The organism is Streptomyces xanthii (assembly GCF_014621695.1).
Classification (GTDB): Bacteria; Actinomycetota; Actinomycetes; order Streptomycetales; family Streptomycetaceae; genus Streptomyces; species Streptomyces xanthii.
Genome location: NZ_CP061281.1, coordinates 2,129,724 through 2,145,870 on the forward strand (window position 1 = coordinate 2,129,724; position 16,147 = coordinate 2,145,870).

At 71.7% G+C, this 16,147-nt stretch carries 14 protein-coding genes; 1 reads left to right on the forward strand and 13 read right to left on the reverse strand.

Translation table 11 applies throughout. The features are described 5' to 3' along the window. Window positions 1-49: 49 nt before the first annotated feature. The 7 genes from rplS to proS form a co-directional block, all read right to left on the reverse strand. Window positions 50-400: a 50S ribosomal protein L19 gene (gene rplS, locus IAG42_RS09625; protein ID WP_037886451.1), complete on the reverse strand. Its 351-nt coding sequence runs from the start codon at window positions 398-400 to the stop codon at window positions 50-52. Window positions 401-531: 131 nt separating this feature from the next. Beyond that, a complete protein-coding gene (gene trmD / locus IAG42_RS09630) occupies window positions 532-1,353 on the reverse strand; it encodes a tRNA (guanosine(37)-N1)-methyltransferase TrmD (protein ID WP_188336611.1) in 822 nt (273 codons plus the stop codon). Then, window positions 1,350-1,922, reverse strand: coding sequence for a ribosome maturation factor RimM (gene rimM, locus IAG42_RS09635; RefSeq protein WP_188336612.1), 573 nt, complete (start codon window positions 1,920-1,922; stop codon window positions 1,350-1,352). Before rimM ends, trmD begins: the two co-directional genes overlap by 4 nt. Window positions 1,923-2,059: 137 nt before the next feature. Beyond that, window positions 2,060-2,299: an RNA-binding protein gene (locus IAG42_RS09640; protein ID WP_014176063.1), complete on the reverse strand. Its 240-nt coding sequence runs from the start codon at window positions 2,297-2,299 to the stop codon at window positions 2,060-2,062. A 2-nt stretch (window positions 2,300-2,301) separates the two neighbouring features. Next, window positions 2,302-2,724: a 30S ribosomal protein S16 gene (gene rpsP / locus IAG42_RS09645; protein ID WP_188336613.1), complete on the reverse strand. Its 423-nt coding sequence runs from the start codon at window positions 2,722-2,724 to the stop codon at window positions 2,302-2,304. A gap of 231 nt (window positions 2,725-2,955) precedes the next feature. Further along, entirely contained in the window at window positions 2,956-3,558 is a 603-nt protein-coding gene (locus tag IAG42_RS09650; protein WP_188336614.1) for a hypothetical protein, read from the reverse strand. 283 nt (window positions 3,559-3,841) lie between these two features. Further along, on the reverse strand, window positions 3,842-5,257 hold the full coding sequence (proS, locus tag IAG42_RS09655) for a proline--tRNA ligase (RefSeq protein ID WP_188336615.1): 1,416 nt from the start codon (window positions 5,255-5,257) through the stop codon (window positions 3,842-3,844). A 150-nt stretch (window positions 5,258-5,407) separates the two neighbouring features. On the opposite strand from proS, the gene IAG42_RS09660 reads away from it, so the two are divergent. Beyond that, on the forward strand, window positions 5,408-6,193 hold the full coding sequence (locus IAG42_RS09660; RefSeq protein WP_223205922.1) for a class I SAM-dependent methyltransferase: 786 nt from the start codon (window positions 5,408-5,410) through the stop codon (window positions 6,191-6,193). Window positions 6,194-6,222: 29 nt separating this feature from the next. Here IAG42_RS09660 and ftsH read toward each other — a convergent pair whose 3' ends face one another. From ftsH to nsdA, 6 genes are all read right to left on the reverse strand, one after another. Continuing rightward, window positions 6,223-8,169: an ATP-dependent zinc metalloprotease FtsH gene (gene ftsH / locus IAG42_RS09665; protein ID WP_188336616.1), complete on the reverse strand. Its 1,947-nt coding sequence runs from the start codon at window positions 8,167-8,169 to the stop codon at window positions 6,223-6,225. A gap of 200 nt (window positions 8,170-8,369) precedes the next feature. Beyond that, window positions 8,370-9,929, reverse strand: a complete 1,560-nt coding sequence (gene ffh / locus IAG42_RS09670; RefSeq protein WP_188336617.1) for a signal recognition particle protein — start codon at window positions 9,927-9,929, stop codon at window positions 8,370-8,372. A 153-nt stretch (window positions 9,930-10,082) separates the two neighbouring features. Next, window positions 10,083-12,539: a [protein-PII] uridylyltransferase gene (locus tag IAG42_RS09675; RefSeq protein ID WP_394811279.1), complete on the reverse strand. Its 2,457-nt coding sequence runs from the start codon at window positions 12,537-12,539 to the stop codon at window positions 10,083-10,085. Window positions 12,540-12,575: 36 nt separating this feature from the next. Beyond that, on the reverse strand, window positions 12,576-12,914 hold the full coding sequence (locus IAG42_RS09680) for a P-II family nitrogen regulator (protein ID WP_188336619.1): 339 nt from the start codon (window positions 12,912-12,914) through the stop codon (window positions 12,576-12,578). Continuing rightward, window positions 12,911-14,251, reverse strand: coding sequence for an ammonium transporter (locus IAG42_RS09685; RefSeq protein WP_188336620.1), 1,341 nt, complete (start codon window positions 14,249-14,251; stop codon window positions 12,911-12,913). The genes IAG42_RS09680 and IAG42_RS09685 overlap by 4 nt, the downstream gene beginning before the upstream one ends. A 197-nt stretch (window positions 14,252-14,448) precedes the next feature. Next, window positions 14,449-15,933 carry a transcriptional repressor NsdA gene (gene nsdA / locus IAG42_RS09690; RefSeq protein ID WP_188336621.1) on the reverse strand — a complete coding sequence of 495 codons (1,485 nt, stop codon included), beginning with the start codon at window positions 15,931-15,933 and terminating at the stop codon, window positions 14,449-14,451. Between the last annotated feature and the right edge of the window lie 214 nt (window positions 15,934-16,147).

A 16,147-nucleotide genomic window follows, 5' to 3' on the forward strand; every position in this document is an offset into this window, starting at 1 on the left:
GGACTCCGTACGCGAGATGCGCCGGCGCCCGTGTGGGGCGCCGAGCGGCTCAGTTCTCGCGCTTCTCCTTGATCTTCGCAGCCTTGCCGCGCAGCTCGCGCAGGTAGTACAGCTTGGCGCGACGGACGTCACCCTTGGTGACGAGCTCGATCTTCTCGACGATCGGGGTGTGCACCGGGAAGGTGCGCTCGACGCCGACGGAGAAGGAGACCTTGCGGACCGTGAAGGTCTCGCGGACACCGGCGCCCTGGCGGCGGATGACTACGCCCTTGAACTGCTGCACACGGGAGCGGTTGCCCTCGATGACGCGGACGTGGACGTTGACGGTGTCACCCGGGCGGAAGGCCGGGATGTCGCTGCGCAGCGACGCGGAGTCGACGGAGTCGAGCAGGTGAGACATGATCGTCTGCTTTCTTCACCGATGCCACAGGTCATCGGCGGGAGATATGTGATGAGTTTCGGTAGCTGATCGCGTCGGGCCGGCGTCGTTCCCCCTGTGGCAGGGGCGCAGGCTGGACGTACAGCAGCGGCTTATTCTTCCACGACCCCGGGCGTGGGCCCAAATCGTCCGTCGGGACCCGGTCGCCAGCCCAGGATCGAGAGCATCTCCCGGTCCTTCTTGTCGAAGGCCTTCGGGTCGGTGCGCTCGACGAGATCGGGGCGGTTGCGCACCGTGCGGCGCAGCGCCTCGTCCCGGCGCCAGCGGGCGATCTTCCCGTGGTGGCCGCTGAGCAGCACCTCGGGGATCTCGCGGCCGCGCCAGGCCGGCGGCTTCGTGTAGACGGGCCCCTCCAGGAGGTTGGCCATGGCGCCGGGCGCGAAGGAGTCGTCCTGGTGGGACGCCGCGTTGCCGAGGACGCCGGGCAGGAGCCGGGCCACGGCCTCGGTGACGACGAGGACGGCGGCCTCCCCGCCCGCGAGCACGTAGTCGCCGATGGAGACCTCGTAGACGGGCATCCGGGTCGCGTACTCGTCGATGACGCGGCGGTCGATGCCCTCGTAGCGCGCCGGCGTGAAGACCAGCCAGGGGCGCTGCGAGAGCTCGACGGCGAGCTCCTGGGTGAAGGGGCGGCCGCTGGGCGTGGGGACGACGAGGGCGGGCGCCTGGGCGCCGCCCTCGTACCCGTCGGCGAGCACGTCGTCGAGGCACTCGCCCCAGGGCTCGGTCTTCATGACCATGCCGGGGCCGCCGCCGTAGGGGGTGTCGTCGACCGTGTTGTGCCGGTCGTGGGTCCACTCGCGCAGGTCGTGCACGCGGACGTCGAGCTGACCGCGCGCGCGGGCCTTGCCGACGAGGGAGACGTTCAGCGGTTCGAGGTACTCGGGGAAGATCGTGACGACGTCGAGCCTCATGAGCTCTCTTCCTCCGTGCCCGCTTCGGCCTCGGCGTCGCGGGCGGAGGCGACCTCGGCCCGGTCGTCGATGAGGCCGGGCGGCGGGTCGATGACCGCCTTCTGCTCCTCGAGGTCGATCTCGGTGACGATCTCCTCGACGAAGGGGATCATGACCTCGCTGCCGTCGGGGCGCTCCACGATGAAGAGGTCCTGCGAGGGCAGGTGCGAGATCTCGGTGATCCGGCCGACCTCGGTGCCGTCCAGGGTGACGACGTCGAGGTCCATGAGCTGGTGGTCGTAGAACTCGTCCTCGTCCTCCGGCAGCTCCTCCGGGTCGACCTCCGCGATCAGGAGCGTGTTGCGCAGGGCCTCCGCGCCGGTGCGGTCGCGGACGCCGGCGAAGCGCAGCAGCAGCCGGCCGCTGTGCACCCGGCCGGACTCGATGGTGAGCGGTCCCGTGGAGGCGGGGTCGGTGGCGAGCACCGCACCGGGGCCGAGCCGCAGCTCGGGCTCGTCGGTACGCACCTCGACGGTGACCTCACCCTTGATGCCGTGGGCGCGCCCGATGCGCCCGACTACCAGCTGCACGTTGAGCTATCTCCTGTCATACGACTAGGGCGTGTATGGGGCCGCCCAGCGCCGCGACGCCGCGGGGCGGCCCCATACACGCCCTCGGGCCGGGGACGGCCTGAGGCCCTCCCCGGCCCGAGCCGGTGTTCAACTTGTCAGCGAACCTGGTCGACGTCGACGAGGTCGACGCGGACTCCGCGGCCGCCGATGGCGCCCACGACGGTCCGCAGAGCACGCGCGGTGCGACCGTTGCGGCCGATCACCTTGCCGAGGTCGTCGGGGTGGACCCTGACCTCCAGCACGCGCCCACGGCGCAGGTTGCGCGAGGCGACCTGCACGTCGTCGGGGTTGTCGACAATGCCCTTCACGAGGTGCTCAAGAGCCTCCTCGAGCATGCTCAGGCCTCGGTCGACTCGGACGCAGCCTCAGCGGCCTCGTCCTTCTTCTCAGCCTTCTTCTTCTGGGTGATGGCCTCACCCTTGGGCTCGTCGGCCGTGGCCAGCGCCTCGAAGGAGGGGCGGGCGGCCTTCGGCTCGGCGACCTTCAGCGGCGCGGGGGCCGGCAGACCCTTGAACTTCTGCCAGTCACCGGTGAGCTTCAGGATGGCGAGAACCGGCTCGGTCGGCTGCGCGCCGACACCCAGCCAGTACTGCGCGCGGTCCGAGTCGACCTCGATGCGCGAGGGGTTCTGCACCGGGTGGTACAGACCGATCTCCTCGATGGCCCGGCCGTCACGGCGGGTACGGGAGTCGGCGACGACGATGCGGTAGTGAGGCGAACGGATCTTGCCCAGACGCTTCAGCTTGATCTTGACTGCCACTGGAGTGGTGTCTCCTGGTCTTGACGTGGGTGGGCACGGCGAGATGGCCGCGTGGGGTTGCGGTACCCGAGTGCCCGATGGACGCGTCAGCCGGAGGAGAGAGGGGTCCTGTGCGACTGTCGAGTACAGCTAGCCATTGTGCCATATGCCGCCGGAGCGGCCGAACGCTCCCCCCGGCCCCGGGCGGGCGGGGAGGCGGCCCCGCCGGCCGCCCCACCAGGAGCGCGGACGTCAGCCCACGCCGACGCCGGCGCCGACGACCTCCGGGATCCGGAACGGCTTCCCGCAGCCACCGCAGACGATCGGCGCCTGCGCGAGCACCGAGGGCACCACGCGCACATTGCGCCCGCAGTCGCAGACGGCCTTGACGCGGACGCCGCCCCCGGAGGAGCCGTGCCGCGCGGCCGGGCCGCGGAAGCTGCGCTTGGTGTCCGCGGCGGTCGCCACGGTGTGCGCCTTGAGGGCGCGCTGGAGCCGCTCGATCGTCTGCCGGTAACGCTGCTTCGCCTCCGGGGTGAGCGCGACCAGCGAGAAGCCGCTGCTGGGGTGCGGCTCCTCGGGGTGGTCGAGGCCCATCTCCTCGGCGATGGCCAGGAATCTGCGGTTGTGGTAGCGGCCGGCGCGGGACGTGTCGCGGATTCCGCGCGCGGCTGCGATGCCGTGGACTGCCTCGTGGAGGAGTCGCTCGAAGGAGAGCTCGTGTCCGCAGGCGGACGACGACTCCCCGATCAGGGATTCGGGCGCGGCAAGATCCGGCAGTTCGGGGTGGTGCCGCTGAATGTCGGCCCACGCCCCTGCCAGCTCTGCGGCGAGAACAGGTGGTGTCGTGCTCACGTCGTGACAACGAGCCGGGGTGCCTCTGTGTTCCTATTCCGGGGCATCCCAAATAATTTGCACGTACCCGTCAGTTGCCGCTGATGCGTCCGGACGAGGGCGGGTGCGCTGATCTGCGGAGGAGTCTCACAGCTCGCACCAAGGTAGTACGTAGTGCCCCGTACGCCGGTGCGCGTAGGTGTCCTACGCGCACTGCGGCATACGACTTCGTGCATGACGCAAGAGGTGTTTCGGCCTCTTCCGCAACCTCGGCGCCCCGGGAGCCGTCTTCCGGCGAAGGGCGTCAGTAGGCGCGCGCGACGACCGCGACGTTACCCGGTGCGTCGTCGGCGTCCGGCACCGCCCCGTCCTCCGCGAGCAGACAGCGCACCGAGGCGCCGTGCTCGGCGAGCGTCTCCTCCCCCTCCGGGCCGAGCGCGGCCCACGGGATGCGGGCCCAGCCGCCGGCATCGGTGGCCTCGACGGCCTCCGCCACGGTGGTGACGTCGCTGGTGCGGGACAGGCGGCGCTCGCGCGACTGGTGCAGGAGCAGCGCCTGGTCCTCCTCCAGGACACCGGGCAGCACCGCGGCGAGCGTGTCGACCGCGACCGGCGTCTTGCCGCCGGGGATGCGCCGGGCGACCATCGCCGTCCCGGCCTCCAGGTCGCGAGGGCCGACCTCGACACGTACGGGGACGCCCTTGAGCTCCCAGTCGACCGCGCGGCGGCCGAAGGGGGTGTCGGTGCGGTCGTCGACCTGGACGCGGATCCCGGCGGCCTTCAGGGCGTCGCCGATCTCCCGCACCTTGGCGAGCACCGCCTCGTCGCCCTTGATGGCGAGCACGACGACCTGGACCTGCGCGAGGCGCGGCGGCACCCGCAGCCCGTCGTCGTCGCCGTGCATCATCACCAGGGCGCCGATCATGCGCGTGGTCGAACCCCAGGAGGTCTGCCAGACGAGCTCCTGCTTGCCTTCCTTCGACAGGTACTGCGTGTGGAACGCCTTGGCGAAGTTCTGGCCCAGCTCGTGGCTCGTGCCCATCTGGAGGGCCTTGCCGTCGCCCATCATCCCTTCGAGGGTGAGCGTGTTGATGGCGCCCGCGAAGCGCTCCTTGGCGGTCTTGCGGCCGAGCACGACGTCCATGGCGAGGACGTTCTCCATGAAGTCCGCGTACACGTGACGGTGGATGCGGGCCGCGAAGTCGCGCGCCTCCTCATAGGTGGCGTGCGCGGTGTGGCCTTCCTGCCACAGGAACTCCGTGGTGCGCAGGAAGAGCCGGGGCCGCAGTTCCCAGCGGACCACGTTCGCCCACTGGTTGATGAGCAGCGGCAGGTCGCGGTAGCTCTGCACCCACTTGGAGAAGTAGTCGTTGACGATCATCTCCGAGGTGGGGCGGACGACGGCCGGCTCCTCCAGCTCCTTGCCGCCGCCGTGCGTGACCACGGCCAGTTCGGGCGCGAAGCCCTCGACGTGGTCGGCCTCCTTGGTGAGGTAGGACTGCGGGATCAGGAGGGGGAAGTACGCGTTCTGGGTGCCCGTCTCCTTGATGCGCGCGTCCATGTCCTGCTGCATCCGCTCCCACAGGCCGTAGCCGTACGGTCGGATGACCATCGTGCCGCGCACCGGTCCGTTGTCGGCCAGTTCGGCCTTGGTGATCAGGTCCTGGTACCAGCGCGGGAAGTCGTCCGCCCGGGGGGTGAGAACAGGTGCTTTTGCCATGGCGCGCATGCTACGGCCGGACCTGGACGCCATGGCACCGGTTTTCGCCCGGATGCCGGAACGCCTCTGGACGGGACGGCCCGCGCGCAGTTCTCTGGCTTACGGGGAACGACAACACACCGGTGACTCCCGGCGGATGGGGGCCCTTCCATGACACCTGCGCTCGCGCCCGGCGTGGACCCGCACGCACGCGCGCGTGACTGGGCGGAGATCCAGGAGCGGATGCTGGTACCGCTCTACGAGGCGGTGTACGCGCGGCTCGGGGTGGGCCGGGGCACGCGGCTGCTGGCGCTGGGCTGCGGTGCCGGGCTCGCGCTCGTGATGGCAGCCGCGCGGGGCGCCCGCGTGGCCGGGGTGGAGAGCGCGTGCCCGGAGCGGCTGGCTCTGGCCCGGGAGCGGCTGCCGGACGGGGAGACGCGGCCGCGTCTCACGGAGGGCTGCGCCCCGGTGGCGGAGGACGCGTCCTACGGGCTGATCACGGCGTTCCAGCCGGTCGGCTGCGCGGACGGGGACGCGGAGGACCTCACCGCGCTGCTGCGGGAGGCCGTGCCGTCGGCCCGGAAGGGCGCCCTGGTGGTGCTCACCGGATGGGGCCCTCCGGAGTGCTGCACGACGTCGTCCGTCCTGAAGGTGGCCGGAAAGCTGGCCGATCCCCTGCGCGGGACGCGCGGGCGGCGCGCCGCCCTGGAGGACGTCGCCCGGCGCGCGGGGCTGCGTCCCGAGGGATCCGGGCGGGTGGCGTGCCCCTTCGGGTACGCGGACGCGGACAGCGCCGTACGGGGCTTGCTGTCGACGGGCCTGTTCGACGCGGCGGCCGCGGCGACGGACCCGGTGCAGGTCGCCAAGGAGATCACGGAGGCGCTCCAGCCGTACGTCCGCGCGGACGGCACGGTGTGGATGCCCAATGTGTTCCGGTACCTGATCGCCCGTGTCTGAGCGCCTCCGCCCGAAGGGGCGGCAGGCGGTCAGTCGGCGTCCTTGAAGAGGCGGGTGACGCCGGCGATCCGGTAGGCGTCGGCCTCCTCCAGCGTCTCGTTCTCCAGGAGGGCCGAGGCGAGGGCGTCCAGCTTGTCGCGGTTCTCGCGGAGCTTGCGGCAGGCCTCGTCGTAGCACTCGTCGACGATGCGGCGCATCTCGCCGTCGATGACGTCGAGGGTGTCGGGCGCGGCGGAGAGTCCGTAGGCCTGCTGGGCGTCGCTGGGGAGGGCCGAGAGGCGGCCGACCTTCTCGCTCATGCCCCAGCGGGCGACCATGCCGCGCGCGATGTTGGTGACCTGTTCGAGGTCGTTCTCGGCGCCGGTGGTGATGACGCCGTAGACGACCTGCTCGGCGGCCATGCCGCCCAGGGCGCCGATGATGCGGCCGCGCAGGTACTCCTCCGTGTACGCATACTTGTCGGCGTCCGGGGTGGAGAGCGTGACGCCGAGGGCGCGGCCGCGCGGGACGATGGTGATCTTGCGGACCGGGTCGGCGCCGGGCTGGAGCATGCCGAGGAGGGCGTGGCCGCTCTCGTGGTACGCGGTGCGGCGGCGCTCCTCCTCGGGCATGACCAGGGGCCGCTCGGCGCCCAGCTGGACCTTCTCCAGGGCTTCGGAGAGGTCGCTCTGGGTGACCTGGGGCTGCTTGCGCTTGACGGCGATGAGGGCGGCCTCGTTGGCGAGGTTGGCGAGTTCGGCGCCGGTCATGCCCGGGGTCGTCCGCGCGACCTGGGCGAGGTTCACGTTCTCGGCCATCGGGATCTCACGGGTGTGGATCTTGAGGATGGCCTCGCGGCCGTCGCGGTCGGGCGGCGAGACGTTGACGACGCGGTCGAAGCGGCCGGGGCGGGTCAGGGCCGGGTCCAGGACGTCGGCGCGGTTGGTGGCGGCGATGACGATGACGCCCTCGGAGCCGGAGAAGCCGTCCATCTCGGTGAGGATCTGGTTCAGCGTCTGCTCGCGCTCGTCGTGGCCGCCCATGCCGCTGCCGCCGCCGCGGGCCCGCCCAATGGTGTCGATCTCGTCGATGAAGATGATCGACGGGGCGACCTTGCGGGCCTCCGCGAACAGTTCCCGGACGCGTGAGGCGCCGACGCCGACGATCATCTCGATGAACTCGGAGGCGGACGCGGAGAAGAACGGCACGCCCGCCTCGCCCGCGACGGCCCGCGCGAGCAGCGTCTTGCCGGTGCCGGGCGGGCCCGCGAGCAGCACGCCGCGCGGCATCTTGGCGCCCATCTTCCGGTAGGCGTCGGGGTTCTTGAGGAAGTCCACGACGTCGTTGAGCTCGCCCTCGACCTCGTCGATGCCGGCGACGTCGGCGAAGGTGGTGCGCTTCTTGCCGGGCTGCAACTCGACCGGCTTGGGCGGCTGTTTGCGGCCGAGCATGCCGCCCGCGCCGCCCATGCCCTGGCTCATGCGCCGCGCGATGAAGATCCACAGGAAGACGAGGAGCAGCATCGGGGCGAGCGAGATGAGGAGGTTGGCCAGGAAGCTGCGCTGCTGGACGACAGGCTCGGCCGTCACGGTGACGTCGTGCTTCTCCAGGTTCTCCCAGAGCTTGTCGTCGGCGAAGGAGGGCCGCTGCGTCTTGAACTTCGTGTACTTCTTGCTGTCCTTGTCGCTGCCGTCCGGGGTGGGCTGCTCCTTCTTGAGCTGGCCCTGGATCGCGTCGCCCTTGGCGTAGATCTTGCTGACGTTGTCGTCGGCGACCTGCTTGCTGAACTCGGTGTACGAGATGGTCGGCTCGCCGCCCGAGCTGAAGAAGGACAGCACGAGGTTGGCGATGAGGTAGACGATCAGCGCGGTCAGGATGAGGCCGCCCCAGCCGCCGGGCATCTTGCGCTTGGGCGGTTGCGGCGGAGGGGGCGGGGGTGCGCCTTCGGATCGCCAGGGCTGGTCCGTGCGGTCACGCGGGGGTACGGGGTTCGCCACGCCTGCCTCTCCTCCTGTGCCGCCTGCCGCCGGGGCGCCGCGGAGCGCCGGCCGGGCTGATGGGCCTTGGGCCCATGACCGCACAGTTCCAGGGGGCCCGCCACCCGGGTGGACCGGTCGCGCCCAGGCACGCGAGAGGGGCGCCCGCGTCGCGCGAGCGCCCCTCTGCCCTGTCGTCTCCGGAAGAACTGGCCGGCAGGTCAGCCCATGAACTTCTTGAACTCGTCGGGGAGCTCGAAGTCCTTGGCGCCCTGGTCGGCCGCGCCCGGCAGGCCGAGCGCGCCACCGGCCTCGGCGGCGGCCGCGCGGCGGGCGGCCTCCTCCTGCTCCTGCTGCTTGCGCTTCATCGGGTTGCCGGAACGCTGCTTGCCCTTGGCCTTCTTCGGCTGCTTCTTCTGCCGGCCGGGGCCGCCGCCCATGCCCGGCATCCCGGGCATCCCGGGCATGCCGCCGCCCTGGGCCATGCGGGACATCATCTTGCGGGCCTCGACGAACCGCTCGATCAGGTTCTTGACCGCGCTGACCTCGACACCGGCACCCTTGGCGATACGGGCGCGGCGCGAGCCGTTGATGATCGCGGCGTCCGCGCGCTCGGCCGGGGTCATCGACTTGATGATCGCGGCGGTGCGGTCGACGTCCCGCTCGTCGAGGTTGTTGATCTGGTCCTTGATCTGGCCCATGCCCGGAAGCATGCCGAGCAGCTTCGAGATCGAGCCCATCTTCCTGACCTGCTCCATCTGGGCCAGGAAGTCGTCGAGGGTGAAGTCCTGGCCCTTCTTGGAGGCCAGCTTCGAGGCCATCTTCTCGGCCTCTTGCTGCGAGAAGGTCTGCTCGGCCTTCTCGATCAGCGTGAGCATGTCGCCCATGCCGAGGATGCGGGACGCCATGCGGTCCGGGTGGAACGCGTCGAAGTCGTCCAGCTTCTCGCCGTTGGAGGCGAACATGATCTGCTTGCCGGTGACGTGCGCGATGGAGAGCGCGGCACCACCGCGGGCGTCGCCGTCGAGCTTCGACAGGACCACGCCGTCGAAGCCGACGCCGTCGCGGAAGGCCTCGGCCGTGTTGACCGCGTCCTGACCGATCATGGCGTCGACGACGAAGAGGACCTCGTCGGGGCTGACGGCGTCGCGGATGTCCGCGGCCTGCTGCATCAGCTCCTGGTCGATGCCGAGGCGGCCGGCGGTGTCGACGATGACGACGTCGTAGACCTTGGACTTGGCGTACTCGATGGAGTCCTTGGCGACCTGGACCGGGTCGCCCACCCCGTTGCCCGGCTCGGGGGCGTAGATGCCGACGCCGGCGCGCTCGGCGACGACGCTCAGCTGGTTCACCGCGTTGGGGCGCTGGAGGTCGCAGGCGACGAGCAGCGGCGAGTGGCCCTGGGACTTGAGCCAGTGGCCCAGCTTGCCCGCGAGGGTGGTCTTACCGGCACCCTGCAGACCCGCGAGCATGATCACGGTCGGGCCGGTCTTGGCGAACCGCAGCCGGCGGGTCTCGCCGCCGAGGATGCCGATGAGCTCCTCGTTGACGATCTTGATGACCTGCTGGGCGGGGTTCAGCGCCTGGGAGACCTCGATGCCGAGGGCGCGCTCCTTGACCTGCTTGATGAACGCCCGGACGACGGGCAGCGCCACGTCGGCTTCCAGGAGGGCGATCCGGATCTCCCGAGCCGTGGCGTCGATGTCCGCCTCGCTGAGGCGACCCTTGCCGCGGAGATTCTTGAATGTCGCTGCGAGGCGATCGGAAAGAGTGTCGAACACGGCGGTCGCGAATCCTCGGGTCGGGTGGCTCTACGGACAGGTCGCCCTCCAGGGTATCGGGCGTCGCGGAGTGGGTCAGCGGCCCGGTCGCGGGGCGTCCCCGATCCCGGGCCCCACCCCGCGTCCCGGGCGTCTCCCGGGCCCCGTCCGGCGTCAGTCGTCACCGGTGCCCGTCGTCAGCGCCGCCTCCAGGGTGCGGGCCAGCTCGGCGGCCTCCCCCGGCGGCAGCGGGGCGCCCTCGGGCCCGGTGACGTAGAAGGCGTCGACCGCGTTGGCCCCCAGCGTCGAGGCGTGCGCGGACCGCACCCGCACCCCGGCCGCCTCGAACGCCCGCCCGATCCGGTGCAGCAGCCCGGGCGCGTCCTGGGCCCGCACCTCGATGACCGTGGCGAGCCGGGACGCGGCCGGCGCGACGGTCACCCGGGGCGGCGGCGGGACGACCCCGCGGCGCCTCGGCTGGGCCGCGTCGCGCTCGGCGAGCCGGGACACGATGTCGAGCGAGCCGTCGAGGGCGCGGACCAGGTCGGCACGGAGCCGGGCCGCCTGGGGCAGCGAGCCGTACTCGGCGGAGACCCGCCAGTCGAGCAGCAGGACGGTGCCGGGCAGATCGCCGGGCGGGGTGAGGGAGCGCAGCTCCGCCGTGCGCACGGTGAGCCGGTGCAGGGCGAGGACTCCGGCGACGGCGGGCAGGACGCCGGGCCGGTCGGGCACGGCGATCAGCAGTTCGACGCCGAGCGGCTCGGGGTCGGCGGGCTCGGCCGGGGCGGCCTCCATCTGTGTGTGCAGGGCGAGCACGGGCCCGCCCGTGCGGAACGCCTCCACCGCGAGCCGTTCCTGCTGTGCGGTGGGTTCGGCGGCGTCCGGGTCGACGGGCTCGTCGCCGGTGAGCACGGCGGCGACCCGCCGGACCAGGTCGGCGACGAGCGAGGCCCGCCAGGACGACCAGGCGGCGGGCCCGGTGGCCAGCGCGTCCGCCTCGGTGAGGGCGTGCAGCAGTTCGAGGGTCCCGACCGAGCCGACGGCTTCGGCGACCGCGCGGACCGTCTCCGGGTCCTCCAGGTCGCGGCGCGTGGCGGTGTCGATGAGCAGCAGGTGGTGCCGGACGAGGGTGGCGAGAACGGCGGTGTCGGCGCGGTCGAAGCCGATGCGGGCGGCCACGTCGCGGGCGATGACCTCGCCGGCGAGCGAGTGGTCGCCGGGCCAGCCCTTGCCGATGTCGTGCAGCAGCGCGGCGACGAGCAGCAGGTCGGGGCGGCCGACGTGCCGGGTGAGGGTGGAGGCGCGGACGGCCGTCTCGACGAGGTGCCGGTCGACGGTCCAGGTGTGCACGGCGTTGCGCTGCGGGCGGCAGCGGACCCGCTCCCAGTCCGGCAGGAGCCGCGTGATCAGCCCTTCCGCCTCCAGTGCCTCCCACACGTCGACGGTCGGCCGGCCCGCGCCGAGCAGCGTGACGAGCTGTTCCCTGGCCTCGGCGGGCCAGGGCGTGGGCAGCGGGCGGGCGGCCTGGGCGAGGCGGCGCACGGCGTGCAGGGAGAGCGGGAGTCCGGCCTGGGCGGCCGCGGCGGCGGCGCGCAGCGGCAGCACCGGGTCGCGTTCGGGCCGGGCGGCGCGGGCGAGCACGGCCTCGCCGTCCATCTCGACGACGCCCTCGGCGAGCGGCGAGCGCTCGGCCGGTGCCTGGCGGGAGCCGCCCAGCATGGCGCGCAGCCGGGGCCGCACGGAGCGGGATCGCAGGACGCGGCCGACCTCGCGCCAGGTGACGTCCGTGGCGTAGGCGACGGTGCGGGCGGCCTCGTAGACCTGGCGGAGCAGGGCGTCGGCGTCGAGGAGGTCGAGGTCGCGCGCGACCTGGTCCTGTTCCTGGAGGGCGAGGCGGTCGGTGGCGCGGCCGGTGGCGAGGTGCAGGGCGTCGCGGACGTCGAGGAGGCGGCGCCGGGCGTCGGCGAGTCCTTCGCGGGGCGCGTCGGCGAGCCAGGAGGCGGCGACGGCGCGCAGGGCGGTGGCGTCGCGCAGGCCGCCGCGGGCCTCCTTGAGGTCGGGTTCGAGGAGGTACTGCAGTTCGCCCTGGCGCTCGGCGCGCTCCTCGCACAGTTCGCGGAGTTCGGGGAGCCGTTTGGGGGCCTGGTTGCGCCAGTCGGCGAGGACGGCGGTGCGCAGGCCCGCGGTGACGCCGAGGTCGCCCGCGACGTGCCGGGCGTCGAGGAGGCCGAGGTGGACCTTGAGGTCGTCGCCCGCGGTCTTGCGGGCCTCGGCGGGGGTGCGCACGGAGTGGTCCAGGGCGAGGCCCAGGTCCCAGACCGGGTACCAGAGGCGGTCGGCGAGCGCGGCGATCTCGCCGGGGGCCGCGGTGCCGTCGTGCAGCAGCAGGAGATCGAGGTCGCTGCGCGGGGAGAGCTCGCCGCGCCCGTATCCGCCGACGGCGACGAGCGCGGTGCCGGGGACTCCGGTGCCGAACAGTCCGGCGAGCCATTCGTCGGTCAGTGCGGCGAGGGCGGAACGGCGCGGCGGCCCGGACCGCGCGTCCTCTTGGAGGAGGCGCAGCCGGGCCGCCGCGTAGCCGCTGGGCGCAGCGTTGTCGTCGTCCGCTGCTTCGGTCGGTACGTCGTTCACACTCGTCACCCGGCGGCTCCCGTTCGCTTCGTGGTTCTAGAGGGCGTCCGGGCCGCGCTCGCCGGTCCGGACCCGTACGGCCGTCTCGACGGGGACGGCCCAGACCTTGCCGTCACCGATCTTTCCGGTGCGGGCGGCCTTGACGACGACCTCGACGAGCTGGTCGGAGTCCTCGTCCTCGACCAGGACCTCGATGCGGATCTTGGGGACGAGGTCGACGGTGTACTCGGCACCCCGGTAGACCTCGGTGTGGCCGCGCTGGCGGCCGTAGCCGCTGGCCTCGGTGACGGTCAGGCCCTGGACGCCGAAGGCCTGGAGGGCCTCCTTGATCTCGTCGAGCCGGTGCGGCTTGACGACCGCGGTGATGAGCTTCATGCGTCCACCTTCTGGGAGTCCTGGGCGACCGGGGCCGGTACCGCCGAGCGGGCCGCGATACCGCCGCCTGCGCCGCTGAAGTCGTAGGCGGTCTCGGCGTGCTCGGCCTGGTCGATGCCGGCGACCTCGTCGTCCTCGCTGACCCGCATGCCGATGGTCTTGTCGAGGGCGAAGGCGAGGATCGCGGAGACGACCAGGGAGTAGGCGAGGACGCCGCCGACGCCGGCGAGCTGCTTCCAGAGCTGGTCGAGGCCGCCTCCGTAGAAGAGTCCCTTGGCCGTGGACTGGCCGCCGCCGGTGGCGAAGAAGCCGATGAGGACGGAGCCGAGGATGCCGCCGACGAGGTGGACGCCGACGACGTCGAGGGAGTCGTCGTAGCCGAACTTGTACTTGAGGCCGACGGCCATGGCGCACAGGACGCCCGCGATCGCGCCGATGGCGATGGCGCCGAGCGGCGAGCAGGAGCCGCCGGACGGGGTGATGGCGACGAGGCCCGCGACGGCGCCGGAGGCGGCGCCGAGCGAGGTGACCGCGCCGTGGCGGACCTTCTCGTAGGCGAGCCAGGCGAGCATGGCGGCGGCGGTCGCGACCTGCGTGTTGACGAACATGAGCGCGCCGACGCCGTCGCCGTTGCCGAGCCAGGAGCCCGCGTTGAAGCCGAACCAGCCGAACCAGAGCAGGCCCGCGCCGAGCATCGTCCACGGCAGGGAGTGCGGGCGCATCGGGTCCTTCTTGAAGCCGACGCGCTTGCCGATGACGAGGATGACGCCGAGGGCCGCGGCGCCCGCGTTGATGTGCACGGCGGTGCCGCCGGCGAAGTCGATGACGCCGAGCTCGAAGGCCCAGCCGCCGGCGCCCCACACCCAGTGGGCGACGGGGAAGTAGACGAGCGTGACCCACAGGGCGATGAAGGCCGCCCAGGCGGTGAACTTGACGCGGTCCGCGAGGGCGCCGCTGATGAGGGCGGGCGTGATCACGGCGAACATCAGCTGGAAGACGGCGAAGACGTAGACCGGGATCGTGTAGCCGTCCCAGAGCTGGGTGAGGCCGATGCCGCTGAGGCCGACGAAGTCGCCGTCCCAGCCGATCAGCGACCCCTTGTCGGTGCCGAAGGCGACGGAGAAGCCGTACAGCACCCAGAGGATCGTGACGATCCCGAGGCTGATGAAGCTCATCATCAGCATGTTCAGGGTGCTTTTGACGCGGACCATGCCTCCGTAGAAGAAGGCGAGGCCCGGCGTCATGAGCATCACCAGGGCGGAACAGATCAGCATGAAGCCTGTGTCGGCGGACGACAGTGCGGGGGTGTCCGCCGCAAGCGTGATGGCTGCTGCCATCGGCGTCTCCTCGTCGTTTCGTGCGGCCCCGTGCGGGCGAAGCCTGAGCGGTCATGAGGGGTGGGCCGGTTATGCGCCAGACTCTGGCCGCCCACCGTTTCGGCGGGCGCCCCTCGATGTTTCGCCGCAGTGACGAAGAGGTCGTGCGTGTTACGCGTGGATGACGCGCGGGCGGCCCCCTGGGGGCCGGTGCGGGCTCAGACCGCGGCTTCGGCGGTCTCGGGCAGGTGGACGGCGAGCTGGTCGGTCAGCTGGATGACCTCGGCGACGCCGCCGAAGTCCCGCACCGCGGTGTCGACGGTCTTGCGGATGCGCGTGTTGACCCGCTCGGAGCGGACCTTGCGGGCGATCCCGAGGGCCTGCTCGGCCAGGACCGTGGACTGCTCGGGCTCCTTCTGGAGGAGGTGCACGGTGGCCATGCCGATCAGGTTGAGCGCGTAGGAGCGCTGGTGCTCCGGGTCCTTGCCGAACAGCTCGACGGCCCGCTTCATGAGCGGCTCGGCCATCGTCGCGTACGTGGGGCTGCGGCCGGCCACGTACGCGAGGTCGCGGAAGGAGTGGCTGTTCTCCCCGTGCAGCTCGGCCTCGGAGAAGAAGCGGATCCAGTCGGGGTCCGGCTCGTCCCAGTCGTCGGCGTCGGTGAAGGTGTCCTCGGCCATCCGCACGGCGCGCTTGCACTTGCTGGGCTGCCCCATGTTCGCGTACGCGCGGGCCTCCATCGCATACAGCATCGACTGGGTGCGGGGACTGGCGCAGTCCCGACTGCCGTACTGGGCGAGGTGGATGAGCTCCAGCGCGTCCTCGGGGCGGCCGAGGTGGATCATCTGGCGGCTCATGCTGCTGAGGATGTACGAGCCGAGCGGCTTGTCGCCCGCCTCCTTGGCGGCGTGCAGGGCGAGCACGAAATACTTCTGGGCGGTGGGCTGCAGGCCCACGTCGTAGCTCATCCAGCCGGCCAGCTCGGCGAGCTCGGCGGCGACCTTGAACAGGCGGCGGGTGACGGCCTCCGGCTGGGGCTCCTGGAGGAGGTCGGTGACCTCGTGGAGCTGGCCGACGACGGCCTTGCGGCGCAGACCGCCGCCGCACTGGGCGTCCCACTGACGGAACATGACGGTGGTGGACTCGAGGAGGTCCAGCTCCGGCTTCGAGAGGCGATTGCCCCTGCGACGGGCGTCGAGGTCGGCCACGGGCTCGGGCTTGGCCGCACCGCCCGGGGTCGGCACGAGCCAGCGCTGCATGGGCTCGACCAGGGAGGGGCCCGCGGCGAGGGCGAGCGAGCTGCCGAGGAAGCCTCGGCGGGCCAGCATCAGGTCGCTGCGCGAGAACTCGCCGATCAGAGCGACCGTCTGCGGTCCGGTCCAGGGCAGGTCGACGCCGGACACGGAGGGCGACTGGTGTGCGGCGCGCAGGCCGAGGTCCTCGACGGCGACGACACAGCCGAACCGCTCGGAGAACAGCTCGCTGAGGATCCTGGGGATCGGCTCGCGCGGGTTCTCCCCGTCGAGCCAGCGCCGGACCCGGGAGGTGTCGGTGGAGATGTGGTTCGCACCCAACTGCCGGGCCCGCCGGTTCACTTGACGTGCCAGCTCACCCTTGGACCAGCCGCTGCGCACGAACCACGAGCCGAGCAGCTCGTTCGGGCGCTTCTCAGCGTTCGTCACGCTTCCGCCGCTGCCGCCCACTGGAACGCCCCCATTCTGAAACCGACTAAGACGCTCGACGTCAAGCCCTGCCCAGCCGCTCTTGTCCGCAAGCCTTATCAAGGATGCCGTCAAGAACGGCCTCCCGTCCGGCAGTTGTCACTCTCCGGAGAGGAAACCGACTTGCCTGCGGCATACCCACGAGTGCGTCTACCCCGAACTTCGTGCACTGAAAGTAATCCTACGATCACCCCTC